Origin of the sequence: Marispirochaeta aestuarii, from assembly GCF_002087085.1 — a bacterium.
Classification (GTDB): Bacteria; Spirochaetota; Spirochaetia; order JC444; family Marispirochaetaceae; genus Marispirochaeta; species Marispirochaeta aestuarii.
This window is the reverse complement of sequence record NZ_MWQY01000007.1, coordinates 96,316-121,545: the sequence shown is the minus strand read 5'-3', so window position 1 is coordinate 121,545 and position 25,230 is coordinate 96,316. Positions and strand designations below refer to the sequence as shown.

Below are 25,230 nucleotides of genomic sequence, written 5' to 3'. Positions count from 1 at the left end.
GCGAGCCGATCATTTTCATGGTATAAACGGGGGAGGAGGAGCACATGGTACAGGAAGGAATTTTTTACGGATACAGGGGAAGGGAACTCTTTTACCGCTATGCTCTTCCGGCGGAACCGAAAGCAGCGGTGCTGTTCCTCCACGGCTACGGGGAACATTCCGGCCGGTATTCTCATGTCATCGAGAATTTTGCAGCCCGGGGGTATGCGGTATTCGTTCCTGACCTTCGGGGCCACGGCAGAAATGCACGCTGCCTGGGGGATCTGGAGGGACGGGACAAAATCCGGGAAGACGCACACATCCTGACTCAGACAATTAATCAGAAGTGCCCGGGACTTCCGGTGGTTCTTGTGGGCCACAGTATGGGAGGGATGCTGGCCCTGTATCAGCTGCTGAAATACCAGGACCAGTATGCAGCCGCGGTATTAAGCGGACCCGCCATACTTCTGCCGGAGGGGATCAGTCCCCTGATAAAGGCCATGGCCGGGCTTATCGCGCGCCTGGCACCGAAGCTTCCCGTCCAGGAACTCGACTTGAGCGAGGCAACCAGGAACATGGAGATGCGGGCGGAGGACGACAGGGACCCCCTTCAGTATAAAGGAAAGGCCAGGGCCAGGACGGGGAATGAAACGATCCGCGCCCAGCAGGAGGTACAGGACCGGCTCGGTGAGATTCGTCTGCCGCTTCTTGTAATGCACGGATCCGATGACAAGGTAATCGACCCGGCGGCAACGGAGATTGTTTACTCCCGGGCTTCCAGTCAGGATAAAACAAAGAAATTCTGGCCCGGGCTTTATCATGAGCTCATGAACGAACCGGAGAGGGACGAGGTTTTCGCCTATGTCTTCGACTGGCTTGATTCCCGGCTGAAGGGCTAGATCATTCGAACAAGAAACATCTGCAGCGGAATAACCAGGGCAAGGAGCAGGGTAGTTACAAGCCACGCTGCGTTGGCCAGATCAACATCGAGTTTATAGATGGACGGTGGCACCATGGCGATAAAGCCCACCGGCATGGAGGACATTATGAGTACCACCTTTAGGGGCAGTCCGCCGTAGATGGAACCGTAGCCGAGAAGGGCCGCACTTCCCGCAACCGCAACAGGAATTATCAGGTATTTTATCCCCGCCACGACAAAGGCCTCGCGCAGGTAGCTCCCGATTTTACCGAAACGCATGGCCATACCGATGGACATAAGCAGGAAGAGGCTCGCCAGCGGTACCAGGACGGAATTCAGGGGGCCGTAAAAAGAGGGCCGTTCTACCCCGGCCAGATTGAGGATGAGTCCGGTGCCCAGGCTCAAGAGGGTTACCAGGACAAAAGGGTCGGCAAAGAGGGTAAGAATGCGGCCGCGGCCGGCTGCCGAAGCCCTCTGGGGAGAAAAACTCCTGGCGATGGGGAAACAGATTCCGTAATAGCTGAAGAGTTCAAAAAGACGATAGAAAGGGACCATCGCGTAACCCGCTTCGCCGAGGGTAATGAATACCACCAGGGTGCCGACGGAGCCCAGGTTCGACATGGTTCCCGTGGAAAAGAGGGCCCCCCTCCGCTCCGGATCGTAGTTCAGGAACCTGCCGATCCCCAGGGAGGCCGCCGCACCGGCGACAATGGCCAGAAACCCCAGCAGGGGAAGGAACAGCAGCCGCAGGGTATCGATCTGGAAGATCCAGATTGCCCCCATATTCGCCAGGGGTAAAAACAGGAGCAGGGAGATCCGCTGCAGGTATTTTCGTGCCCTTCCAAGGGACGGATCGGCTTTGATGATTCCCGCCCGCACAAGACGCTGAAGGGCGTATCCGATGGACATTCCCGCAATAATGATTCCGAGAGAAAAAAGCATCTGCCGCATAATAGAGAACACCATATCAGCTGGAGCAGTCCGCTTCAAGCTTGAACAAAGCAGTATGAAAGGATTACCCTTGGCCGGATGAAACACGTTCGTGTAACGGCCGCGGTCCTCCGCCGGGGTGAATATATCCTCCTTGCGAGGCGTTCTGAACAGCAATCCCGTCCGCTTTTATGGGAATTCCCCGGAGGGAAGGTGGAGGACGGAGAGGACGACCGGAGCTGTCTGTCCCGGGAGCTTCAGGAGGAGCTGGGGATCGAGGCCCGGATTGGGGAGAAGCTGGGGCTTTTCCCGTTCTCCTATCCGGATATCTCCATCGAACTCGCCGTCTATGAAGCCGAAATTATCAGGGGAGAGCCCCATCCGAGGGAGCATCATGAGCTTGCCTGGGTTACGGTGGATGATCTTCTCAGCTTCCGGCTGGCGGAGGCGGATATTCCTGCGGCTGAATCAGTAGCCCGGGGAGTCCCTGAACAGACCGGAAATGAAGGGGAGGAAAGATAGTCGAAGGTTCAGTTTGTAGATTACCACGATATGATATATACTGTGCCTATGTCCGGATTCGGCCGTGTGCTGCTTACTGTACTACTTGTTCTGGCTCCAGGTCCCGCCTGGACATCCCTGAACGCCCAGACAGGGAATGAAGCCCCGCCTGTAAAAATAAGCGCCGCAATTACCGGAGACACAGATACAGGCGGTGAGGATCTGAGCAGTCTTTTTCTGGAGAGTCTTGAACTCGAACTCGGACTTGCGGGATTCACGCTTGAGGATTCAAGCCTTCCAGACCCGGATATCCTGATCCGCGGCGATTATGATATTATCGGCGATTCAATCAATTTCAAACTGGAAGCCGGAGTACCGGGGAAGAATATAAACCTGTTCTCCGTCGAGGCCAGGGAGGAGCTCCGTTTTGCCCTTGATTCGGTTCTTCTGGGCTATGCCCGGGAACTGACCGAATCGATCAGCGCTTTTCTGGACGAGAATCCGGACTTTTTCGCGGCGACGGTTTCCCCTGAAAACCTCGAAGAAGCTGTTCCGGCGGAAGGCGGACCTGTGGAAGCAGAAAGGGAAACTGAGGATACAGCAGCTGCGAAGGAGCAGGGAACGACTCCGCCGGAGGCTGAAAAGGCCGCCGTGGATGTTTCAGAACAGGCGGCGAAGACAAAAGACTTTCTTTTTTCCGCCGATATGGGACTTTTTCTTGCCGCGGGAGAGGCCGGCCGCTACATGAAGACCGGCTTTGCTCCCTCTTTCTTCGGAGGCTATCGTTTTAAACCGGGACTCTTTTGCGGACTGAACCTGGGGGCCATGTTTTTCCAGGCCGAAGGCTTCGCCACCGAGGCGCAGGGTTTCATTGTTACATCGGGTCCTGAACTGCGACTGAAGTTTGATGCAGGCGGCCCTGCCGTACCGGGCCTCAGGGCAGCCGCGGGGGGAGCGTTGTTTGTGGTGACGCCGGAAGGCGGAGACAGCGAGACCAAGCTGGTACCCTCTGCTGAAGCAGGAATGACCATGGATTTTGCCCTGGGGAAGCTGGTGCTGACCGCCGCCGCGGATATTGCACTTTTTTACGAAAACGGAGCGCTTCTGTACGGATTTATGCCGAGGATCGGGATAAATTTCTAGCTGCTCACGCAGCAGGGGAGTAAGTATATGTGGCCGCAAGCCTACGGCTTACCGGCACGGATAGTGCAGGTCCTTCTGTTATGTCTCATCGTATTATCCTGTCAGGAGCCTTTTTTCCTGGAGACTGTGGTTGACGGAAACCTTGAAGGGGATGAGATAACTGCGGAAGAGGCCTTTTTTGACTATTACGTCATGTCTCCGGTTGTGACGTCCGATCCAAATATAGCTGGCGGTGAGATTACGGGAACCTTCAACCTGGGAAAAAACGGTTTAAGCGAAGGTTCCTTCGATATACAGTGGGCCGTTTATACTTCGAAGAACAATCTGAATAACCCGGTTCTTTTAACTCAAGGAGAGGCTCTGCTGACGGATGTTCCTGCTACGGTTAGTTTTTCCGGTAACTGGCCGGTGTCTGCAGCCGGCTATTACGTGATTGTAGAGATAAACTATAGCGATTATGACACCTCGAACAATAAAAACAACAGTGGCCCGTATTCTGTAGGAAATTAGAATCAGGACATCTCTTGAAATATTAATAATGGTAATCGATACTTGATAAGAAGGTTTTTGGAGTGCCGGTATGTTGTTTTTTCGTACGAGGATCGTCTATAACATCACTCTATTACTGTCTTTAACACTCCTGTTGATCTCCTGCCAGGAACCCTTTAGCCTGGAAGAGCTGGTGGACGGTCCCGACGGGAAGGCCCTGAGCATTTCTCCCACCTCGGCGGTGCTGCAGATCGGGGACAGCCTTCCTGTGGATACCTCCGGAGGAATCCCTCCCTACAGCTACGGACTGGTATCCGGAGACGGCGGATTTACCGGCAATGTCTTCTCGGCCCCCGCGAGTCCGGGCTTGACGGTAATCAGGGTCAGGGATCAGGCCGGCACCAGCGTGTACGGGGAGTTTACCATTAACAATCCCGGCCTGGCGCTGGGAATCAGCCCTGCAAGTCAGACCGTCTATACCGGCGACGGAATAAATTTCTCTCCCGTCGGGGGAACCGGACCATTCAGTTTCGAAGTCACCAGCAACGGATCCTTTTCTCCCAGTGCCCCGGCCAGCGGAGTATCGTCATATTCTTACGCCGCAGGGCCATCCGACGGGTCAAATATGGTGACCGACATAATCACGGTTACCGACAGTCTGGGGGATTCCGCCACGGCGACGATCTCTGTTCAGGCCAAACCCCTCTCCATAAGCCCGGAGATTATTACGGTCTATGTGAACCAGTCGATTACATTCAATGCCGTCGGCGGGGACGGGGCCTTCAGCTTTGCATTCATGGTACCCGCACATAATCAGAGCGGCGGATCCCTTGCGGGTAACGTCTATACCGCGGGCCCGACTCCGGGCACCGATACGGTAACCCTGACCGACGGCTACGACGGCAGGACCCGGCCAGCGACGGTAACGGTGGTTGATTCCGCGACGAGTGTTGATTACGAGGCAGGGGAAATTCTTAACATCGTTTCCGTGGATATACTCACCGGCAGCTCTTTCGACGCGGAGTTCACGATAATAAACCATGGGACCGCTGATGGTTCCAGGGACATCAACTGGACGGTCTACGCCAGTACGGACACTTCCATTGGGGGTGCCGACGACCGGATCGTCGCCTCCGGATCGATCTCCGGAGGGCTGCCCACCGGCCCCGGGAGCACGGTCCGGTTATCCGACGGCACCGGCGGCACATGGCCTTCGGAACCGGGAGATTATTACCTGCTGGTAGAGGTATATGCCGCCGACGACCTGGAGACCGGGGACAACCGGAACCGGTCGGCAGGGAGTACGGAAATAGTTGCTCCCCTGTCGATCAGCCCGGCGGTGGCATCGGTGTATGTGGGGCAGAGTGTCGATTTTGAAATAAGCGGCGGCAGGGGCGGAGGGACCTATTCCTACTCCTTCAGCCAGTCGGATTCGGGCTCGCCTTCCATGACGGGGGACAGCTATACCGCCGGAAACTCCGCCGGAACGGATGTGCTGGAGGTAACTGACAATGCCTACGGCTGGAGTGACCAGGCGACGATTATCGTCAGCGAGTTTCCTCCTCCCCCGGCGGGGGACATAGAATATATTGTGGACAGTTTTACCGCCGTCGACCCGACACCGGATGCGGGTTCAGCCATGGGCGAAAGCTTTACCCTGCTGAACGACGGCCTTGACGACGGCGGGACCAGCGTAAACTGGGCCGCCTGGGTATCCCAGGACAACAGTCCCGGTTTGAGCGGCGGAGATCGTATAATCGATTCCGACAGCGAGTCAGCACTTGCCGGAGGGGACAGCGCTGTTGTTTCCCTGGCGGGCTTCTGGCCTGCGACGGCCGGAACCTGGTACCTGAAGGTCCGGGAGTGGTCGGATGATGAAGTTACGCCGAACGAGTGGTTTGTCAGCGCTGCTTTCAGCGTGCAGCCGGTCAGTGCCGGATCCGATGTGGATTATTATGTGTCCCTGGCGCCGTCCGGGGGCAGTGCCCAGGTGGGAGATACGGTGTCGGCCAGTTTCACCGCCAGAAATCAGGGGACCGACGCCGGCAGCTCTCCGGTGGAATGGTCCGCCTATATCTCCGCTGACCAGGTGTACAATGCCGGGGACATCCTGGTGGACAGCGGCAGTTTTTCCGCCCTGGGATCCGAAGCAAGCTCCGCTTCCATTCCGATTAACGAGGGATCCTGGCCGGCTGCGGGTAACTGGTATATCCTGGTGCGCCTGCAGGCGGCGGACGAGGTCAATACCAGCAACAACATTCGGGCCAGCAGCAGTACGTACAATGTCACGGACCCCGGGGCAAGCGATCCCGATTACACGGTCAGCGACATAAGCATGTATGCCCCGTATGTGACCGGCGGCAGTCCTGTGGAGGAGAGTTTCAGTATTGCCAATATCGGAACCAACGGCTCGGAAAATGTGACCTGGACCGCTTATGCTTCCTATAACGCGGTCCCTGATGCGGGGGAGGAGATCGGAAGCGGAACGGTGGGGCCTTTGAACGGCGGGCAGACCTTGTCCAATATTCCGACTCTGGGGGCTGTCTGGCCCGCGACGCCAGGGGAGTACTACCTGATTATAGAAGTACAGGCCCCTGACGAGATTAATCCCGATGATTACGCCGTATCCGCCGGCAGGTTTACCGTCAGCGATCCTCCTGATTACGAGATTCAGTCCGTAACCTTTCCCCTTGAGGCAGAGGCAGGCACTTCAGTTACCGGCGGATTTATACTAGAGAACAGCGGGAGCGGAGATGGAAGAAAAAACATCTTCTGGGAGGTCTTTTTGAGCTTCGATACGGGCTTCAGCGATGATGATCTGGAGATCGGTTCCGGTTCTGAGAGTCCCCTGGATGCAGGAGATAGTTTTTCCATTCATGCGGAGGATCTGGATATAAGCAGCTGGCCGGCGTACGGTCGCTGTTACATCCTTGTGCGTATAAGCGCTTCGGATGATCATATCCTTTTGAACAACAAATATATATCTTCGGCAGTGGAGTTGTATTTCGTTGATTCCGAAGGGGCCGATCATTCAGGCCTTTCTAATGATGGTTCAGGTCCAAGCCCGAACCCTTCGGGCACGCCAATTCCTAATACCCAGTATATCGGCAGTCTTGAAGTCGGACAGACCCTGGTTGTGCGGGGATGGCTCGATGATTCCGCCCTGAATGACAAATACGATACCTTCTCCTTCGATCTGGAGCCCGGGATCAGCACTATAAGTTCATACGCTGTATGGTCAACAGGTGATGATGCTGGCGCACTGCACCTCTGGGATGATTTTAAGAGTGATTTCATCAGCGCGGATAATGTTGCAGATCGTGAGCCGGATATCGGGAGTCTCAGTGTTACTGGATGGATACCTCCGGAGACAGCATATGTCGGGATTGAGTCATACGAGTATATTGTATATGGGAATCCAGCCTATGAGATACCCTATACTATCTACATTTCTGGAGAGGAATAATCGGGGTTTTTTGTCGGTTTTTCTCCCAGCAGCTCTTTCAGGTTCTCCAGAAACTGCAGCAGAAGCTCCCGCTGGCGGGCACTTTCCGCGGTGGCCGTGGGGGGGGAACTGGAAGGATTGTTCTCCAGGTAATCGGTAATGGCCACGACATCCCGGAGGGCTTCGGTTTTACCTTCCCGGCGCTGTTCCACGCCATACATATCAAGAACTTCATCAGCGTTCCTGTAGAGATCGGGATACTGCCTGCGGACCTCTTCGCTGGCCAGGGCCTGCCGGATAAGCAGCTTGGTGTTCAACAGAGTAATGAGGGCTTGCCGGGAAGCTTTTGACTCTTGCGTCGAGGAGCCCTCTGCATATCTTGAGCGGAGCAGGTCAAGCTGTTCCAGGAGCAGCCGGCGTCTTTCCTCCTCAGCCCTGGCTTTCTCGATACGTGCGGTATCTTCTGCGGGGATCTCTTCCCTGATGACCCTGGTAATGATTACCGGTTCCGGCTGTGCCTCGTTTTCACTGCGTAAATGATAGCCCGCGTCCATCAGATGGGTAACCAGCTGATCCAGGGGCGGCGCCTGCCTTTCCAGAATTCCCAGGGCTTCCCGGTAGCGGTCCACGGAAGCCTGGTACCTGGCTTCCCGGTAGAGCCTGTCCCCTTCTGCAAGGCGTTCTTCGAGAAGACTGCGCTCCCGGGCCAGCTGACCTTCCTCTATCTCCTGAAGACGGGCATAGCCGGTTTCAATCTCCGGTATTGTGTTCAGGGCTTCAGTATAGGCCTTCCCGGCCTCTTCCAGATTTCCTTCACTGAAGAGACGGTTGCCTTCTTCAACCCTGGCGGAGACGGATGCCAGCAGAGGGCCGAAGCGTGGAAGCTCCCCGCCTGTGCCGGCTTCAACGGCAATAAGGCGGCGCAGGGAGCCTAGAAGAAACTGTTCGACTTCCATTCTGTTATTCAGAACCATTATGGTTTCGGCGGCGCTACTGTTGATAAATTCCTCTATCCGATCGAGCTGCAGAGAGGCTTCCCGGTATTCTCCCCGCTGCAGCTGTGTATTGACGCCGTCATACATGGACAGAAGATGCTCCTCCACGAGAGTTTTCTGACCCTGCTGCCGATTGAGGGTCTCCAGCCTGTTCAGGGCGGCACTCCGGTCGGCCCCGGCCTCTTGAACAGCCCGGGCAGCCTCATCCCTGGCCGTGGCAAGCCTTTCCTGGATACTTTCCTGTTCTGTTCTGGCGCTGCTCAGGGCCTGCCGGTACTCCTCCATCTGCTGGTTCAGTTCCGCGGAGCGTTCTTCCAGGCGGGCTTCGAGTTCGGCGTTTACCGCGGCGAGCTGTTCCTCGTATTCCCCCTGCTGCTGCTCCCGGTAGCGGGAGAGCTGTTCATCGAGGTCGACTTGGTCGAGTCCGGCTGCCAGAAGGCGCCGGCGCTCCGCCTCGAGTTCCCGGGACATCTCTTCCTTCAGCTGGGCCTCCCTGCGCAACAGCTCGTTTTCTGTTTCGGCGATCAGGGCGACCCTGGCCTCCTGGGCTTGCCGGAGCTGCCGGTTTATGGAATTGATCTCTTCTTCCTTGCGGGCCAGTTCCTGGCGGGATTCCTCCCTCACGGCGGAAATTATCCTGCTTTCCGCGGAACTGATTCGCCCGGCAGGGTCGACCTGTGATGCCTCTCCCCGGTTGAAGAGGAAAAAGAGGCCTGTTCCGACGACAAGCATCAGGACTGCGGCGGTCAGGTTCAGTATGACAGGGAAACGGGCGCCCGAGGAGAGGGCAGAGAACTTCAGGGTCTCATCGGTTATGGCAAGACGGTTCTGTTCCAGGATGGAGTCCATCTCCGCCATGATTTCCTGCTCTTTTGTCCGCCGCGGGTCGAGGGATTCAATATCTGCGGAAGGTCTTCCGGTGATTCGTTCCTGGAGGCTTCGGGCCTTCCTCAGAAGACCTTGAGAAGGATGGAGGGGTCTCTCCCGGAGCATCCGGGCCCGTGAAAGAAGGCTTCCCATTATAAACGGCTCCGGCTGCCGGCATTACACAGGTTGACTCCCGGGAAATAGAGTTTATACTCAAAAGTATCTATGACCATACGGCGAAAGATCATTCTGATTGTCCTGCCCCTGTTGATGACGCCTCTTTTAATGACGGTCCTCGTCTCTTCATTATCGGCACGCAACGGTATAAGTATAATAGCCGCGGAGTTCCTGCGTTTTAAGAATGATACCGTTCTCAACTATGCCCGCAGCCAGTGGGACCTGCTGATGAACAACGGCTTTGATTCTGATCCGGAGTTCGTTGCTGCGGCAAAAGAAGCCGTCTCGAGCTTTGCGGGCACCATAATCCGCAGCGATACCGAGCTCATCCTTGCTGTGGACAGGACGGGCAGTCCCGTACTGGCTACCCGGAAGATAGAGCTTTCTCCGGCGGAGCAGGAATCTCTGGCTGAAAGCTTTGCGAAGGAACTGGAAGGCTGGCGGAGGCTGCGTCTCGCAGGGGAATCCTATGTAGGCCAGGCCGCATTCTTTGCCCCCTTTGACTGGTACATTCTCAGTACGGAAAAGGAGGAGGTCTTCTATGCCGCTCTGGGCCAGATTTACCGTCGTACGGCGATAATCCTGATTCTCTCCCTGGCTGCGGCAGCAGCCCTTCTGATTGTATTCTCCAATATCCTTACCCGCCCTCTGAATGCGATGGTGGATGTCATCCGGGAGATCATCTCCACGGGGGACCTGTCAAAAAAGGTAAGTCTCCAGTACCAGGACGAGACCGGCCAGCTGGGGCATTACTTTAACCTTATGACGGGGGAGCTGGATAAAGCCTACTCTCAGATAAAGAAGTACGCCTACGAAATGGTCCTGGCGAAAAACCGGGAAACACGAATTCGCCATATTTTCCAGAAATACGTTCCCAATAATGTGATTGAACAGTTCGAGGAGGCCCCGGAATCGATGCTGAAGGGGGACAACCGGGTGATGGCGGTGCTCTTTTCCGACATCCGTTCCTTTACCACGATTTCCGAGAATATGTCTCCGGATGTGCTTGTGGAGTCCCTGAACGGCTATTTTGAGAAGATGGTGGATGTAGTCCTCGCAAAGAACGGCATCGTCGACAAGTATATCGGGGATGCCATCATGGCCTTCTTCGGCGCCCCGGTGAAGGGTGACAACGATGCCCTTCTGTCGGTGGAGGCGGGGCTCGGGATGCTGTCCTCCCTGGAGGTCTTCAACAGACGGCAGCGCAGTCTGGGCATGCCGCCCTTCAGGATCGGCATCGGCATAAATTACGGTGTCGTGACGGTGGGGAACATCGGGTCGGAAAAGAAGATGGACTATACCGTCATCGGTGACATGGTAAACCTTGCCTCCCGGCTGGAAGGACTTACCAAGATTTACCATGAGCCGATAATCGTCTCCGAGTCGGTTCAGCAGCGGGTGGCGTCAAGCTATCCCTGCAGGCTGATTGACAGGGTAATCGTAAAGGGAAAAAGTTCCGCCGTACGCATCTACACTGTACGGGAGTCCCTGTCCGAGAAGGAGAAAGAGGCCTGGGAGATCTACCACGCGGCCATGGACCTGTATATCCGGCGGGATTTCGCCGAAGCGGGAAAGCGCTTTGAGCGGGTACTGGAGCTGCTCCCCCGGGATTATCCGGCGAAAATGTACCGGAAGCGCAGTGAAGATTTTTTCAGGAACCCTCCCCCCGCAGACTGGCAGGGGGAATCGGTCATGACCTCAAAATAATTCAGAACCGTGCAGCCCCTTCTACTTGCGGAAGGGCATTTCGACCCTGTAGTCGGGATAATCCGAGCGTTCGATCTCCAGAACAATCGCCGTACCCATGGATACCGGTTTGGTAAGCTTGTAGAACTTGCCGGTCTCCGGGCAGGAGAAGGAGACGGTCAGGCCGCTCATGCCGCCGGATACGTCAAAGTCTTCCACCGTGGCTTCGGAAAAATCGAAGTATACGTTTTCCGATGTATCGAGGATCCGGATGTTCTCCACCGACAGTTCCCAGACCGCGTCGTAATTGGGATCCAGCCAGGTACCGACGGGGAAGTCGCCCATGTCGATGCCTTCGGCGCTCAGGAACATCAGGGAGAATGTAAGTAGAACCAGGATAAACAGTGTTTTTTTCATGCTTCACTCCTCATTGTGTGATTATTAAATTGTACGTCCCGGGCAGGGTAAAAGCAAACCCCGGTGTGTATATTGCGGCGGATGCTCTTTTGGATTATGCTCCCTGTATGCCTGAACGACGAGCCAGAATCATTGCCCGGGCTTCGGTGATCGGTATAGTTGCCAACGCCCTGCTCTCGGCGGCGAAAATCATCGTCGGGTTCATTGCCGGCAGCTATGCCGTTATCAGCGACGGAATCGATTCTGCCACGGACATCCTTACCTCCGCGATCACCCTGGTAACCATCAATATCAGCGAAAAACCGCCGGATGTTAATCATCCCTACGGGCACACCCGGGCCGAGACCATCGCCACCAAGCTGCTGAGCTTCATTATCTTCTTTGCCGGCGCTCAGCTGGCGATCATCACCATACAGCACCTGATCTCCGGAGAGGTTTCCTCGGTTCCCCGGACCGCCGCTCTGGTTGTAACCGGAGTTTCAATCATCGGAAAACTCGGACTCGCCATGTACAAGTACCGGGTTGGCTGTTCAACGGGCAGTTCCATGCTGATCGCCGATGCGGCGAACATGCGGAACGATATCTTTATCTCCCTGACGGTGCTGGCAGGACTCTTTGCGACCCATGTGCTGCATATGCCGGTGATCGACCCGATCATCGCTTTTCTCCTCAGCATCTGGATCATGCGGGTCGCCCTGGGGATCTTTCTGGAGACCTCGGTGGAGCTGATGGACGGACAGGCCGATCCGGAGATCTACCGGAAGATCTTCTGCGCGGTCAGCGAGGTAGAAGGGGCCATGAATCCCCACCGGACCCGGGTACGCAGAATCGGCAGGCTGCAGGTTGTGGATCTCGATATAGAGGTCGACGGCAATGCCACGGTTCTGCTGGGACACAGGATCGCGGGCCGGGTGGAGGAGGCCATAAAGCGGGAGATCCCCGATGTGTACGACGTAATAGTTCACATAGAACCCCGGGGCAAGGGGGAGCATCGTGAGCGATACGGCCTTTCTCAGCAGATCATGGACGAGGAACAGAACAGCTGCTGATCAGAGAATGACCCCGTCCTTGAAAATCGCTATCTCCCGGTAGCCGTGTTCCTCGTTTCGGGTACGCTTCCCAGAGGCATGATCAAGCACAACTCCCATCAAATCCTTCCGCAGGGTCTCCATCAGGGTTCCGGGCTTTGAAACCAGGTCTCCGGCGCTGAAGTCGATCCAGTGCGCTTTCCTGACCGCCAGGTCGTTGTTGCTGGCGATCTTGACCGTGGGGACCGGCGAGCCCAGGGGGTTTCCCCTTCCGGTGGTAAAGAGGATTATCTGGGCGCCCGCGGCTGCCAGGGCGGTTACCGACACGATGTCGTTGCCGGGTCCCTGGAGCAGGTTGAGCCCCGGGGTCTTCAGCACCTGGCCGTAGCGGATAACATCCGCCACCGGGGCGTCCCCGCTTTTCTGGGTACAGCCCAGGGACTTGTCCTCCAGGGTGGATATTCCCCCCTTTTTATTGCCGGGACTGGGATTTTCGTAAACCGTCTGGTTGTGCCTGAGAAAGTATTCCTTGAAACTGTTGATAAGGGAGACAATCTTTCCGTAGACGTTATGGTCCGCTGCACGGTTCATGAGGATCGTCTCGGCACCGAACATCTCCGGCACCTCCGTCAGTATCGTGCTGCCCCCCTGGGCGATCAGGTCGTCGGAAAAGGCCCCTACCAGAGGGTTCGCCGTAAGGCCGGAGAGTCCGTCGGAACCTCCGCACTTGAGACCGACGACAAGTCTGGATGAAGGAAGCTCCCGGCGCCGGAAGCCCGCGGCATAGCTGATACAGCGCTTGAGGAGCTCCCTGCCGGTCTCGAGTTCATCCTCCACATCCTGGGTAACCATCCACCGGATGCGCTCATCGTTCCAGGATCCCCGTTCCTTCAGAAGCTCGATGAAGCTGTCCATCTGGTTGTTTTCGCAGCCCAGACCGATCAGGAGTACGGCTCCGGCATTGGGGTGCTCCGCAAGTCCCGCCAGGATACTGCGGGTGTGCTCATGGTCGTCCCCCAGCTGGGAGCAGCCATAGGGATGGGGAAAGGCGTGGATGCCCTCCACGTTCTCCGGCAGGGGAAGGCCGCTCTGTGCCAGCATCTGGGTTGTTCTGTTCACGCAGCCCGAGATGGGAATGATCCAGACCTCGTTGCGGGTACCGGCCTTGCCGTCGGGACGCGGAAATCCCATAAAACTGCGGGATTCCGCCGCCTGAAGGCGGGAGTCAACCGGTTCGTAGTCGTACTCCAGGGTTCCGGAAAGAGAGGTTTTCAGGTTGTGTACATGGATGTGGTCCCCGGCTTCGATATTCTGCAGGGCGGTACCGATGGGGTAGCCGTATTTGATAATGCTGCTTCCCGCCTCGATGCTGCGAAGGGCGAACTTGTGGCCCCGGGGGATTTCGCTCCTGCAGATTAGCTGAACATCCTCGATGTTCAGGGTTTCTCCGGCCTTCAGATCTTCAACTGCGACAGCTACATTGTCTCTGGTGTGAATGCGATAGGTGCTCATTGATGGGTGTATCTTCCTTATAAAAGGTCTTTTATTGCGGCGAGCATACCCGCCCGCTGAATGTTTTCAAGGTGTGCGGCAACGGCTGACGCAAGTCCCTTTAGCCCGGTCAGGTCCTCTCCCCAGAACCGGGATTCGGCAAGGGCCGCTTCTGCCACTGCCTTAAGGTCCTTTGAGCCTTCTGCGTGTTCCGTCCACAGGCCGCGGAAGAACTCCAGGACCTCCTGGTTGTCGGTAATCCGGTAGGTCCTTCCCCCACGGGTCCCGCTGAGGCTGCCGTTCTTGAGCTCGCTCCCCCGGTAAAAGCGTATCAGTGCCGCCAGGGAGAAGCTTAATATCCCGGGGACTTCCTTTTTCCGGGAGATATAGTCCTTCAGGGACGGAAGGACCCGGGCCTTGAACTTTGAAACAGAGTTCAGGGATATATCCAGCAGGTAGTGGGTTATGAAGGGGTTGGAAAAGCGTTCCAGCACCTCGTCGGCGTATTCCTTCAGCTCTTTTTTGGGCATCTCCATGACGGGCATGATCTCGTCGAAGATGCCCTTCTTCATGAAGGAGGCGACCACATTGTCGGCGAGACACTCCCCCACGGTTTCCATCCCCGCCAGGTAGGCCGCGGGAACGGTCATGGTGTGGGCGCCGTTGAGGATTCTCACCTTCCGGGTCCGGTAGGGGGTCATGTCATCGGTCCAGACGACCCGGATATCCGCATCCTGGAGGGGAAACTCCTCTTTCAATTCCGCCGGACCCTCGATAACCCAGAGATGAAAGAGCTCTCCGGTGTCCAGAAGTTTGTCCCGGTAACCCAGTTCTCCCTCGTACTCAACAGCCTGCTCCCTGGGGTAGCCGGTTACAATGCGGTCCACCAGGGTGTTGCAGAAGACATTGGCTTCCAGTATCCATCTCCGGAAATCCTCCGGCAGCGTCCACTCCCGGGTAAGCTGAAGAACGATTCGCTTCAGGTTGTCCCCGTTGCGGTCGATCAGTTCACAGGGCAGAAACACCAGACCCTTATCGGCCGCACCGTGGAAGCTGGAAAAACGCTGATACAGCAGCTGAACCACCTTTCCCGGAAAGGAGGCCGATGGGGCATTCAGGGGAAGTTCCTCCGGGGTGTAGGCTATTCCTGCCTCGGTGGTGTTGGAGACGACAAACCTGAGTTCCGGGTTTTCCGCGGCCCTTAGAAACGCATCGAAATCCCTGTAGGGATTTATGCCGCCGCTAACGGAGGCGATCACCTCCTTCTGCTCGATTACCGAACCCTTGCGCAGGCCCCTCAGAAAGAGGGTATAGATTCCTCCCTGCTCGTTAAGTTCCTCCACCATTCCCCGGGAAATAGGCTGCACTATCTGAACGCTGCCGTTAAAAACCCCGGCGCGGTTCATGCGGTCGATCATCCAGTCCACGAATCCCCGGAGAAAGTTCCCCTCCCCGAACTGCAGGACCTTTACCGGCCGGACCGTCAGATCCGGGGCCTGGATCTCCGGGGGGAATGTAAATGACGCGGCGTTTTCTCGTGACAACTGCTTCATCTTCTTACTCCTTTTTTCCCGTAAACGGGGAGGTACTCTCCCGGAGTACCAATTCCGGCCGTACCAGGGTGATTTTCGGGGGATCTTCCCCCTCCAGAACCCTGGACAGGATCGAAACGGCGGTTTCTCCCATCTCTTCGGGCCGGCTGTTAACGGAACTCAGTTCCGGATCGGTACTTCGGGCAAGCAGGGAATCGTTGAAGCCGGTGACGGAGACCTCCCTTCCGGGAATTCGTCCCAGCTTTTTGAGCCCCTTTATGACCCCGGCGGCACAGACGTCGTCTCCGGTCACAACGGCACTGAAGGGAACACCCAGTTCCGCAGCCCGCAGTACCCCGTTTATCCCGCCTTCGATTCCCTTTCCTGTTTCAATAACGGCAGCCTCAGCGTTTTCAAGACCCGCCGACTCCATTCCCCGGCGGAAACCGGAGAGTTTGCGCATGGCGCTGAAGGTGGTGGTGTCCCTGATGTAAATGATATCCCGGTGTCCCAGGGCGCTGAGATGGGCTACGCAGGCGGAAATTCCCTGGGCCTCATCGCAGACTACCGACCAGATGTTATCCCCCTGAAGGTCCCGGTTGAGCATGATTACCGGAATCCTGGCCGCCACGTGGCGTATGGCCTCCTCGAGCTCCCGGTTGTCGAAGTAGGAGCCTACCAGAATGATACCGTCCACCTTTTTGGTGGTCAACAGTTCCAGATAGTGAAGCTGGCGCTCCGGGATACCTCCGGTGTTACAGAGTACCGTGGTGTAGCCGGATCGGGAAAAAGCCTGTTCGATGGCGTGGGTGACGGTACCGAAGTAGAGGTCTCTGACGTCCACGGTCAGTACTCCGATGGTATGCATGCTGCCGTAGACCATGCCGCGGGCAAAGGCGCTGGGGGAGTAGTGGTGCTTTTCCAGGATCCTTTCAATCCTGGTCCGGGTTGATTCCTTGACCTTGGGGCTGCCGTTCAGTACCCGCGAGATTGTAGCTATGGATACCCCGGCCTCCCGGGCTATGTCGTAGATGTTCATGGATCCGCCAGTCCGTCTCCCGAAGATTTGTAAGCGCTTTCAGCTGCAGCTTTCATAACATCACAGAGGGGGCCGGATGTCAACATCGGCTTATTGCTGCTTAAGCGGGAATTCCAGAACAGTAACATTTCCCATTTCCGGCTCCCTCCGCAGACTTCCGCCGAGCTGATCGGCGAAGGCCTCGTTCAGTCGGATTCCCAGTCCCCCTTCCCGGGGCTCACCGCCGGTATTTCCTGAATCCCGGTACCTGAGGGTAAGCATTCCCCTGGTGTCCAGCCGGGTGGAGATGCTTATTGTATTCTGTGTTTCCCTGGAGCTTCCGAAAGAGTGTTTCAGGGAGTTGGTAATTAATTCGGCGATTATCATCCCCACGGGAATGGCCGTCTTTATCTTCAGTTCCACCGGATCTGCATGGATTCGCACTTCCGGCCGCTTCTCTTTTTCCTCCGCGGCGGCGGCGTTTATCATGTTCTCCGTCAGGTCCTTCAGATAGGCATCCAGGCGGATGTCCGGGGTGTCCGCATTTTCGGAAAGGTGCTTATGGACCCGCTGAATGGAATATACCCGGTTGATAAGCAGTGTCAGAATCTCCTCGTCCCGGGGATCAAAGAGGTTGTTCTTCTGCAGCTCCAGGAGGCTGATCAGCGTGGCAAGGTTGTTTTTTATCCGGTGCTGGTTCTCCCTCAGCAGGGCTCTGTTCTGATCCAGGGCCTCTGTCAGTTCCTCCTCGGCCTTTTTGCGCTGAACAATCTCCTCTCTGGCAAGCTGGTGCAGCCTTCGGAGTTCCGCGCTTCTGTTATGCTCCCGCGTTACATCCTGTACCGCGAAAAGTGCCAGGACCTCGCCTTTATCGGTATTGATGGAGGAGACGGTTATATGGTGGACCTGAGGGGGCATCCCCTGTTTGCGGCTGGGAAAGAGCCCCGCGTGGAGCTGGGGAGAGAAAATCGCCGGCGGACCCCCGTTAAAGAGCAGCTTGAGCCGGGAAGCGTATATCTCTCTGTTGAAAAGGGGAAAGAAGCTCCGTATATCCTGGTCCCGGATCTCCTCCAGGGTGATTCCGGTCCAGTCCTGCATACAGATGTTCCATCCCCTGACGGTGAAATCCCTGTCCATAAGACAGATCCCCAGGGGAATACGATCGAATATCGAGTAGTCCATGGCTCAGGATGTTCCCTGGCTGGCAGTGTTGTAGTCTTTCAGCCGGGATTTGAAAAGATCAAAGGCCCCCAGGGTAAAAAAAAGCAGAATATGGCCGCTTATATCCAGCTTGTTGATAAAAAACCGGGTTTTTACCAGCAATGCCGTGGTGCTTCTGATCTCCTCCGTGCGCCGGAGAAGAGAATCGATTTCGCCTTCCATGTACTGGGGTACCGAAAAGTTCAAATGCAGCCCCAGGCTGTTGCTCATGGTCCCGATTATGGCATTGATAACCACGTTCCCGACTTCGCTGATGGTTGCGGCCTGAAGCGCATCCAGGTCGGTTTCCGGAGCAAGGTCCTGGGTGATTGCCGAGGCCAGCCTGGCGGCTTCGGCGGTGTTGAAGATAAGCTCCACCTCCCCGATCAGTTCCCCGGCATAGCTCATACGCACCCCGGCCAGGGATCCTTTGTACTCAGCTTTAAGCTGCTCCTTTAGCTCCTCCATACCAACAACCGAGAGAACGGGGGCTTCGAGCTTGATGGGACTGTTGAGCATTGCGTTCAGGACTTCCGCCCCCTGCCGGACACCGGAGTCTATCAGGGTCTGGATATTCTGTTTTTCCAGTCTGCCGATGGAGGTCATTCTTTTGACTCCATAAGCTCCCGTACAAGCTTCTGCAGTTCCTCCGGCCGGGGCGGTTTGGTCATGAAGCGGCTGGCTCCGAGGGAAAGGGCTTTTTCCCGGGTGGAATCCTGAATATCCGCACTCAGCACTATGACCGGCGGCGTGAGTTTTTTCAGGGAAAGCTTTTCCAGCACCTCGAGCCCGCTGATTCCCGGCATCAGCAGATCAAGAACGACCACATCGCAGGAGCCGGGAAGAATCTTTTCCAGGGCCTCTTCTCCGGACGCGGCGGTATCGATGGTGTAACCCGTGGGGGCGAGGTATTTGCTTAACATTTGCCGGGAGATCATGGAATCGTCCACAATCAGTACCTTGTTCATGTCTGGCTCCTGCTTTTCCTCAAGCATATAGAAAATTCTTCTCTATATCCAGTGAATCTGTATACAAAAACGCTACTTGCGCCGCAGCTCTGCTCCGGAGTAGTATTGGATTGTACGGATACCGACAAGGAGAGATTGGTGAAGCTGCGGATAATTCATGCACCACTGGTTCCTTACGGAGAGGCCCTGACAATTCAGCAGAAGCTCAGGGAACTTCGTCAGGGGGAGGAGATTCCGGATACCCTGCTTCTTCTGGAGCATCCTCCGGTGGTGACCCTGGGCAAGCGGGGAGACCACGGGGACCTGCTGCTTTCCAGGGAGATTCTGGCGCAGAAGGGAATCGATGTCGCGGAGATCGACCGGGGAGGCCAGATTACCTATCACGGCCCGGGTCAGCTGGTGGGCTATGTAATCGTCAACCTGTATCATCACCAGCGGAAGCTCCGGCTCTTTGTCGAACGCCTGGAAAGCTCGGTGATCCGTTACCTGGCAGAATACCACGGTATAGAAGCGGGCCTGAGCGAGGAGCATGTCGGGGTCTGGGTGAAGGATGCCAAAATCGCCGCCCTGGGTATCAGCATCAGCCGCGGGGTTACCATGCACGGTTTCGCCCTGAATATAAACTGCGATCTGACACCCTTCAGCTATATAATCCCCTGCGGGATTACCGATAAAGGGGTTACCTCCACCCGCATGCTTACAGGGCGCGAATCCGACATGGAGCGGGCCCGTCTTGACTATGCCGGAGTCTTCCGGGATACCTACGGCTATAGCGAAACAGAGGAGTTTTCATGGGACGATCTGAACATACTCATCAGCGAAAACCGGACTGGCTGAGAATCCCCGTCCGGGGAGGGCGGGACCTGAACAGGGTAAAGGCCCTTCTGAAAAGCCTGCATCTGAACACGGTCTGCGTCGAGGCGAATTGTCCCAACCGGATGGAGTGTTTCGCCTCCCGTACCGCGACCTTCATGGTCCTCGGCTCCGTCTGCACCCGGAACTGCCGTTTCTGCAATGTCAGCCCTGGAACGCCTGAGCCTGTTGATGCCGAGGAGCCGGTCAGGCTTGCCCGGGCCGCCCGGGAGTTGGGACTGCGTCATGTGGTGGTGACCTCCGTAACCCGGGACGATCTGCCCGACGGCGGAGCGGGACACTTTGCGGCGGTCATCCGGGAGCTTCGGACCCGGCTGCCTGAAGCCAGCATCGAGGTCCTGATCCCGGATTTTCAGGGTGATCCCGATGCTCTGGCCACGGTAATCGAGGCCGGGCCGGAGGTGATCAATCATAACGTGGAAACCGTGCCGCGGCTCTACTCCAGGGTGCGTCCCCAGGCGGATTACCGCAGATCCCTGGAACTCCTTAAGCGGGCGGCGGACTGCGGAAGACCCATGGCGGTAAAAACGGGGTTGATGCTGGGGCTGGGGGAGACCCGGGAAGAGGTTCTCGAACTTTTCGATGATCTGCGCCGTGCCGGATGCGACTTTTTAACGATCGGTCAGTACCTCGCCCCGTCATCAGAGCACTACCCGGTGGCGGAGTATGTGAAACCTGAAGTATTTGACGATTATCGAAAAGAGGCGGAAAAGCGGGGCTTCCGGCATGTTGCATCCGCTCCCTTTGTGCGCTCCTCCTACAAGGCCGCGGAGGCCCTGGAGGGAAAAGCTGAGGCCTAAGCCGGATTATCGTTTTCCGGTAAACAGGTAGACAGCCGATTCTTCCGAGGCCGGCGTTGAGCCGTAATCCTCCCAGACGCTTATATTCTTCAATCCGGCTTTTAAAAAGGCCGCCGTTACAGTTTCCCGGCCGACAGGGAGAAGAGAAGTTTCAAAGCTTTTTTCAAGGCTCTTTGCGGGGTTCCGGTTGAATTCCACCCGCAGGGTACCTGTAAAAAGAATATGTTCCCTTTCGTAGCGGTAACGCCGGAAAAAGCTGAGCTTCAGATCATCCGTTTCCGTTCTCAGGGGAGGCAGTTCCTCCGGCCTCTCAGCGAGGATGCGGTCGTAATTGAGGAGCTGTATCGCAAGTCTGCCCCCCTCTGCCAGTAAAGATGCGAAGCCGGAGATTACCCTGTTCAGCTCCTGTGGGTCCTGCACATGGGCGATGGTGTTCCCCATGCAGAGCAGGGCACTGAAGGAGCTGGGCGTATACAGTTCGGCGGCTTCCCTTAGACCGGCTTTTCGGAAGTCGACGACGCCCTCTGTTCCAGCGGCTTTCTCCTTCGCCTTTCGGACCATCTCGTCATCGGCGTCGAAGCCTGATCCGGGAATGCCTTTGCGGACAATATGCAGCAGCAGTTCCCCCGTACCGCAGCCGGCGTCCAGCACCGGTCCCGTACCGGCACAGTCCAGAGCCCACTCCTTCTGTTCCCGGGATGGAGGAAAGAGAAGGTCATAATACTCCGACAGGGATGTGTAAAAGTCCATTCGTTAATTCTCCGCCAGACTGGCGTCAAGGGAGTCGGATTTCGGGACCCGCACAGCGGAAACCTGATTCCCCAGCACGTCGTAGGCGATCCGGGGGTTCCGTATATCCGTTGCCCGGGACCCGTTGACGTAGAAGACATAGCGGTGGTAACCCTTATACAGCCTCAGCCTGAGCCTGTATTCTCCCGGTGAACTCTCCTTCAGGGAATGGCTGAAAGGACTCCAGTGGTTAAAATCCCCTGCCAGGCGGACCTTCTGTCCGGGGCTTCCCAGATAGACGAATTCCACCGTACCGTCGGAATGAAATACCGGTGTCTCACCCCGGCGGGGCGGGCGCTGGGGAACGGGGCTCACGGAAATGGGAATGCCCCTGCTGTCGGGTACCTGCTTTGGGTTGCTCGGATCCCGCATCCACAGACCATCCACGATAATCCTGTATTTCAACTCCTGCCGGTCCCGGGGCAGGGACTGGAGAGGATAGGCGAATACAAAGACACCGTTCTGGTTTTTTTCGTAGATATGCATCCTGGTAAAATCTTCATGTTCAAAGGCCGCGGCTACATAGCGGACCGGGTTCCGGGACGAATAGGTCAATACCAGGTGTTCCGATATGACCCCCGGGGCCTCGGCTCCGGACAGTGAATGAAGATACGCGTCGAGGTTGGGATCATAGCCGTTTTGAGCGTTCAGGGGGCTCAGGGCACAGAAGAGGACGAGGAGTATCCATGGGGAGATTGCTCTGTTCATCATCATGATTTTCGGCCTGATAGCGGATTCTCTTAATCTGGGATACAATGGGGGAAATTCTTTACTTGAACAGAGTGGATAATTTGCCGAAAATCGGAGAGATCGAAAGGAATATCTGTGCCCAGGCTTGAAGAGATAGAACAGTTTAAAGCGGAACTCAACTCCCTCGGACATGAACCCTCCATTCTGGCCGAGCGCGGGGAACGTCTCGAGGATATTTCCGCCCCCGAGGCGGAACTGGACGAAGACCTGGATGCCCTGCTCAACCTTTCCGGGGAGAGTGAAACCGAAGAGGAGCCCTTCGGGGGAATCGAAGAGGAAACTGCTCCGGAGCTCCCTGACGAGGATGAGGATATCTTCGGTATCGATACCGGGGAAGACCAGATGCCTCCGGTGGATACCGGAGAGGAAGATGACTTTTCCATTCCCGAAGACCTGCTCTCCGGACTGGATTTTGAGGAGGAGACCGGCGAAGAGTCCTCCGCCGGAGAGGATGAGTTCTCCCTGCCTGACGAGTTTGATCTCGCCGGGGAGGAGCCGGGGGAAGAAGCATCTGATGAAGGCTTTGCGCTTCCTGACGATATAGCTCCATCCCCGGAGGGGGAGGAAAGCTTTGATGAGGGATTTTCCCTGCCCGATGAGCTGTCGGAGGATCTCTTTTCTCCGGAGGGGATGGATTTTACCGGGGAAGAGGCTGGAACCGAGGAAGCGGAAGAGCTGGCTGAAGAGTCCCTGGACCTTTCGGAAGAAGATTTCAGCCTGCCGGAGGAAGAGGCATTTTTTCCGGAGGAACAGGAGACGCCGGAGGAGGAGCCTGAGGGGGTCGAAGAGTTCGAGATTCCTGAGGAGTTTGCCGAGGCCGCGGATATCCTCTCCATGGAGGATGAGGAACCGGCGGCTGAAGCTGAGGATTTCAGCCCTCCCGATACGGCCGAGGAGATTCCCGAAGAGGAGGAGCTCTCCTTCGATGACGATGATATCGGGGAGATGGATTTCTCCATGCCCGAGGGCTTTCCCTTCGAAGAGGCGGAAGCCCCCGAAGCTCCTCCCGCAGCGCGATCTGGCGAAGCTGTCAGCGATGACTTTGAGATTCCCACCGCCGGAGACATTGAAGACATAGACGAGGCCAATTTCGAGGTAGACGAGTTCAGCCTGGGCGATCTGGGGGAGCAGTTCGGCGAGATCGAGGAGCCCCTGGATACCCTGACCGAGGAGGAGCTGAATCCCGCACTGGCGGTGAGTGAAGAACTCCCCTCGGGAGACGAGGAACTCGATCTGGATGAAGATGAGTTCCAGCGCCTGCAGGAGACCCTCAATCAGCAGCCCCTCAACCTGAAGATTGCAATCGAAGAGCTTATCGGGGAGCAGAACCTGAGCGGCCCCCATCTGCAGAAGCTTGTTCGGGCCCTGGTGGAGGGGAAAAGCTCAAAAGAGCTTGCTGCAATAGTAGGCTCCATAACCGGAAAGAAGATCCGTATTCCCAGCCGTTACGAAAAACGGAGCGGCGCCGAGTTCGAAGAGGAGAAGGGGACCTTCGCCTATGCCTTCCGGCAGAACATCCTGCCGATTCTCCGCCTGGTTGCCGGGGGTGCCCTGCTCCTGGGAATGATCGCTTTTCTGGGATTTACCTTCGTTTACCGGCCGATTCACGCCATTGTTCTCTACAACGCCGGGTATCGCCACCTGGAAGAGGACTCCTACCGGGAGGCCAACCTCTTTTTTGACGACGCCGTGGAGGAGTGGCGCTATAAAAATCAGTATTTTCGTTTCGCAGAAGGTTTTCAGGATAAACGTCAGTACAGCCTGGCGGCGGATAAATACGAAGAGCTCCTCAGGGGTCATATCAGTTTCGGAGACGAGGCCGGAGGGCAGATTGTAAAACTGCCGGATATCAAGCGGATCCGCGGAAAGGAGCGCCAGGCCCTGCTCGATTACGCCCATATGGAGTCCGACAAGCTTGAGAACTTCGAGCACGCTGAAAAGCTGCTGGCGGTCCTTCTGAATCAGGACAAGTATGACTACGAAGCGCTGCTTGCCGCGGGGGACAACTATCTTGACTGGGGAGAGTACGATTACGAGCGCTACGAGGAGGCCCGACGCTCCTACGCAACACTGATTCAGCAGTACGGGGCCAAGTACGAGCTGCTGTTTCGCATGCTCCGCTATTTTATTCGCACCGATAATTATACTGAAGTAACCCGGCTCAAGGAGCAGTTTCAGGCGAATTCCCGTCTGGAAGTGGAGCCCGATGCCTATGCGGAGCTGGGGGGATACCTCCTGGACAAGAATGATATCGGAGATGTGCGTCCGATTCTTCAGCGTGCCATGGATGCGGACAGAACCCTGCCGGAGACACATTATCACCTGGCCCGCTATTTCCGGCGGGTGGAAGAGCCGGTGGAGGAACGTAAGGCCCTGGATTTTGCGGAGTACTACTTCGAAGAGGTCCGGCCGCTGGGTAAAACCAGGCTGAAACTGCTGACGGATACCTATGACCGTCAGGGTGAGGCGGATTACGAGGACGGGCAGTATCTGACGGCGGAGGAGTACTTCCTGAAGGCCAGAGACCAGTACGAGGATGCCCTGGAACGGAGAATCCTGGAGCCCGAGAGCATGTTCGGCCGAATCTATCGCAACCTGGGCAACCTGTACTACTACATAGCCGCGGAGTTCGATTCAGCCTTCGATATGTTCAGCGCCGCCCAGGAGAACGGATACAAGAGTCCGGAGATGCATTACAAGAAGGGGTATATTCACTATAACCGGGAAGATTATCGGGATTCCCTTGCGGAGTTTCATCTGGCGGCTGACCTGTTCTCGCTGAATGAAAACCTGCTCTTTGCCACCGGAAACGCCCTCTTTATGCGATCCGATTTTTTCGCCGCCCAGGGCTATTACACCCATCTTCTGGACAGGCTGGAACAGCAGCGCCGGGAACTGAGCGTCCTGCTGCCCGATGAACGGGAGGAGGACCGGGCCCTGATTGAACGCCTTATTCGGGTCAATAATAATCTCGGGGTCACCCTGCAGCGTCTCTCCCTGGCCACCGGAGACAGGGAGAAGTTCTCCCGGGCACTGGTCCACTTTACCGACTCCATGGAGATGTTCGATCTTCTGGGGCGGGACCAGGAGACCATGGAGCGGGGCAGCGCCGTCAATCTGGGCTACCTGAACCAGCGGGCCATGCTCTACCCTGTGGAGAACTACGATCTGCAGATCTATCGGGATATACCTCTGGACCTTGAGACTCTTTCTATGCGCTGAAGGCTCTTCTT

The 25,230-nt window shown here is 56.5% G+C and carries 21 protein-coding genes; 10 read left to right on the top strand and 11 right to left on the bottom strand.

Annotated features, from left to right (window positions below; translation table 11 throughout):
* The first annotated feature begins 44 nt into the window (after positions 1-44).
* Positions 45-878, top strand: coding sequence for an alpha/beta hydrolase (locus B4O97_RS07660; RefSeq protein WP_083049742.1), 834 nt, complete (start codon positions 45-47; stop codon positions 876-878).
* Here B4O97_RS07660 and B4O97_RS07655 read toward each other — a convergent pair.
* A complete protein-coding gene (locus tag B4O97_RS07655) occupies positions 875-1,849 on the bottom strand; it encodes an AEC family transporter (RefSeq protein WP_083049740.1) in 975 nt (324 codons plus the stop codon). The genes B4O97_RS07660 and B4O97_RS07655 overlap by 4 nt on opposite strands.
* A 78-nt stretch (positions 1,850-1,927) precedes the next feature.
* Between B4O97_RS07655 and B4O97_RS07650 the strand changes: the two genes are divergently transcribed.
* The 4 genes from B4O97_RS07650 to B4O97_RS07635 all read left to right on the top strand — a co-directional run bounded on the left by B4O97_RS07650 (position 1,928) and on the right by B4O97_RS07635 (position 7,427).
* Positions 1,928-2,350, top strand: coding sequence for a (deoxy)nucleoside triphosphate pyrophosphohydrolase (locus tag B4O97_RS07650; protein WP_083049738.1), 423 nt, complete (start codon positions 1,928-1,930; stop codon positions 2,348-2,350).
* Positions 2,351-2,416: 66 nt separating this feature from the next.
* Positions 2,417-3,472 carry a hypothetical protein gene (locus tag B4O97_RS07645; protein WP_083049737.1) on the top strand — a complete coding sequence of 352 codons (1,056 nt, stop codon included), beginning with the start codon at positions 2,417-2,419 and terminating at the stop codon, positions 3,470-3,472.
* Between the two features lie 126 nt (positions 3,473-3,598).
* Entirely contained in the window at positions 3,599-3,982 is a 384-nt protein-coding gene (locus B4O97_RS07640) for a hypothetical protein (protein ID WP_143305602.1), read from the top strand.
* Positions 3,983-4,052: 70 nt separating this feature from the next.
* Entirely contained in the window at positions 4,053-7,427 is a 3,375-nt protein-coding gene (locus B4O97_RS07635) for a hypothetical protein (RefSeq protein WP_143305600.1), read from the top strand.
* On the opposite strand, the gene B4O97_RS07630 is transcribed toward B4O97_RS07635, so the two are convergent.
* Positions 7,406-9,421 carry a coiled-coil domain-containing protein gene (locus tag B4O97_RS07630; RefSeq protein WP_083049733.1) on the bottom strand — a complete coding sequence of 672 codons (2,016 nt, stop codon included), beginning with the start codon at positions 9,419-9,421 and terminating at the stop codon, positions 7,406-7,408. The genes B4O97_RS07635 and B4O97_RS07630 overlap by 22 nt on opposite strands.
* Positions 9,422-9,493: 72 nt before the next feature.
* On the opposite strand from B4O97_RS07630, the gene B4O97_RS07625 reads away from it, so the two are divergent.
* Positions 9,494-11,152, top strand: coding sequence for an adenylate/guanylate cyclase domain-containing protein (locus tag B4O97_RS07625; protein WP_083049732.1), 1,659 nt, complete (start codon positions 9,494-9,496; stop codon positions 11,150-11,152).
* 21 nt (positions 11,153-11,173) lie between these two features.
* Here the strand turns inward: B4O97_RS07625 and B4O97_RS07620 are convergent, their stop codons facing one another.
* Positions 11,174-11,548, bottom strand: coding sequence for a hypothetical protein (locus tag B4O97_RS07620; RefSeq protein ID WP_083049731.1), 375 nt, complete (start codon positions 11,546-11,548; stop codon positions 11,174-11,176).
* Between the two features lie 107 nt (positions 11,549-11,655).
* Here B4O97_RS07620 and B4O97_RS07615 point away from each other — a divergent pair, with 107 nt between their 5' ends.
* Positions 11,656-12,597 carry a cation diffusion facilitator family transporter gene (locus B4O97_RS07615; protein WP_083049837.1) on the top strand — a complete coding sequence of 314 codons (942 nt, stop codon included), beginning with the start codon at positions 11,656-11,658 and terminating at the stop codon, positions 12,595-12,597.
* Here the strand turns inward: B4O97_RS07615 and B4O97_RS07610 are convergent, their stop codons facing one another.
* The 6 genes from B4O97_RS07610 to B4O97_RS07585 all read right to left on the bottom strand — a co-directional run bounded on the left by B4O97_RS07610 (position 12,598) and on the right by B4O97_RS07585 (position 18,785).
* Entirely contained in the window at positions 12,598-14,088 is a 1,491-nt protein-coding gene (locus B4O97_RS07610; RefSeq protein WP_083049729.1) for a UxaA family hydrolase, read from the bottom strand.
* A gap of 17 nt (positions 14,089-14,105) precedes the next feature.
* The gene (locus B4O97_RS07605) at positions 14,106-15,620 is read right to left on the bottom strand and encodes a tagaturonate reductase (RefSeq protein ID WP_083049728.1); all 1,515 of its coding nucleotides are present in this window, start codon (positions 15,618-15,620) and stop codon (positions 14,106-14,108) included.
* A 4-nt stretch (positions 15,621-15,624) separates the two neighbouring features.
* Positions 15,625-16,638, bottom strand: coding sequence for a LacI family DNA-binding transcriptional regulator (locus tag B4O97_RS07600; protein WP_083049727.1), 1,014 nt, complete (start codon positions 16,636-16,638; stop codon positions 15,625-15,627).
* Positions 16,639-16,728: 90 nt separating this feature from the next.
* Positions 16,729-17,799, bottom strand: a complete 1,071-nt coding sequence (locus B4O97_RS07595) for a sensor histidine kinase (RefSeq protein ID WP_083049725.1) — start codon at positions 17,797-17,799, stop codon at positions 16,729-16,731.
* A gap of 3 nt (positions 17,800-17,802) precedes the next feature.
* Entirely contained in the window at positions 17,803-18,423 is a 621-nt protein-coding gene (locus B4O97_RS07590) for a hypothetical protein (protein WP_083049724.1), read from the bottom strand.
* Positions 18,420-18,785 (bottom strand): response regulator, encoded by a 366-nt coding sequence (locus tag B4O97_RS07585; RefSeq protein ID WP_158084203.1) that lies wholly within the window; start codon positions 18,783-18,785, stop codon positions 18,420-18,422. Before B4O97_RS07585 ends, B4O97_RS07590 begins: the two co-directional genes overlap by 4 nt.
* A 138-nt stretch (positions 18,786-18,923) precedes the next feature.
* On the opposite strand from B4O97_RS07585, the gene lipB reads away from it, so the two are divergent.
* Positions 18,924-19,622 (top strand): lipoyl(octanoyl) transferase LipB, encoded by a 699-nt coding sequence (lipB, locus tag B4O97_RS07580; protein WP_158084202.1) that lies wholly within the window; start codon positions 18,924-18,926, stop codon positions 19,620-19,622.
* Positions 19,577-20,458, top strand: a complete 882-nt coding sequence (gene lipA / locus B4O97_RS07575; RefSeq protein ID WP_083049720.1) for a lipoyl synthase — start codon at positions 19,577-19,579, stop codon at positions 20,456-20,458. Before lipB ends, lipA begins: the two co-directional genes overlap by 46 nt.
* A 6-nt stretch (positions 20,459-20,464) precedes the next feature.
* Here the strand turns inward: lipA and B4O97_RS07570 are convergent, their stop codons facing one another.
* Together B4O97_RS07570 and B4O97_RS19475 are read right to left on the bottom strand one after the other, a co-directional pair.
* Positions 20,465-21,208 carry a class I SAM-dependent methyltransferase gene (locus B4O97_RS07570; RefSeq protein WP_083049718.1) on the bottom strand — a complete coding sequence of 248 codons (744 nt, stop codon included), beginning with the start codon at positions 21,206-21,208 and terminating at the stop codon, positions 20,465-20,467.
* 3 nt (positions 21,209-21,211) lie between these two features.
* Complete coding sequence (locus B4O97_RS19475) at positions 21,212-21,961, bottom strand: hypothetical protein (RefSeq protein ID WP_158084201.1); 750 nt, start codon at positions 21,959-21,961, stop codon at positions 21,212-21,214.
* A 111-nt stretch (positions 21,962-22,072) separates the two neighbouring features.
* On the opposite strand from B4O97_RS19475, the gene flcA reads away from it, so the two are divergent.
* Complete coding sequence (gene flcA / locus B4O97_RS19470; RefSeq protein WP_158084200.1) at positions 22,073-25,219, top strand: periplasmic flagellar collar protein FlcA; 3,147 nt, start codon at positions 22,073-22,075, stop codon at positions 25,217-25,219.
* Positions 25,220-25,230: the final 11 nt, after the last annotated feature.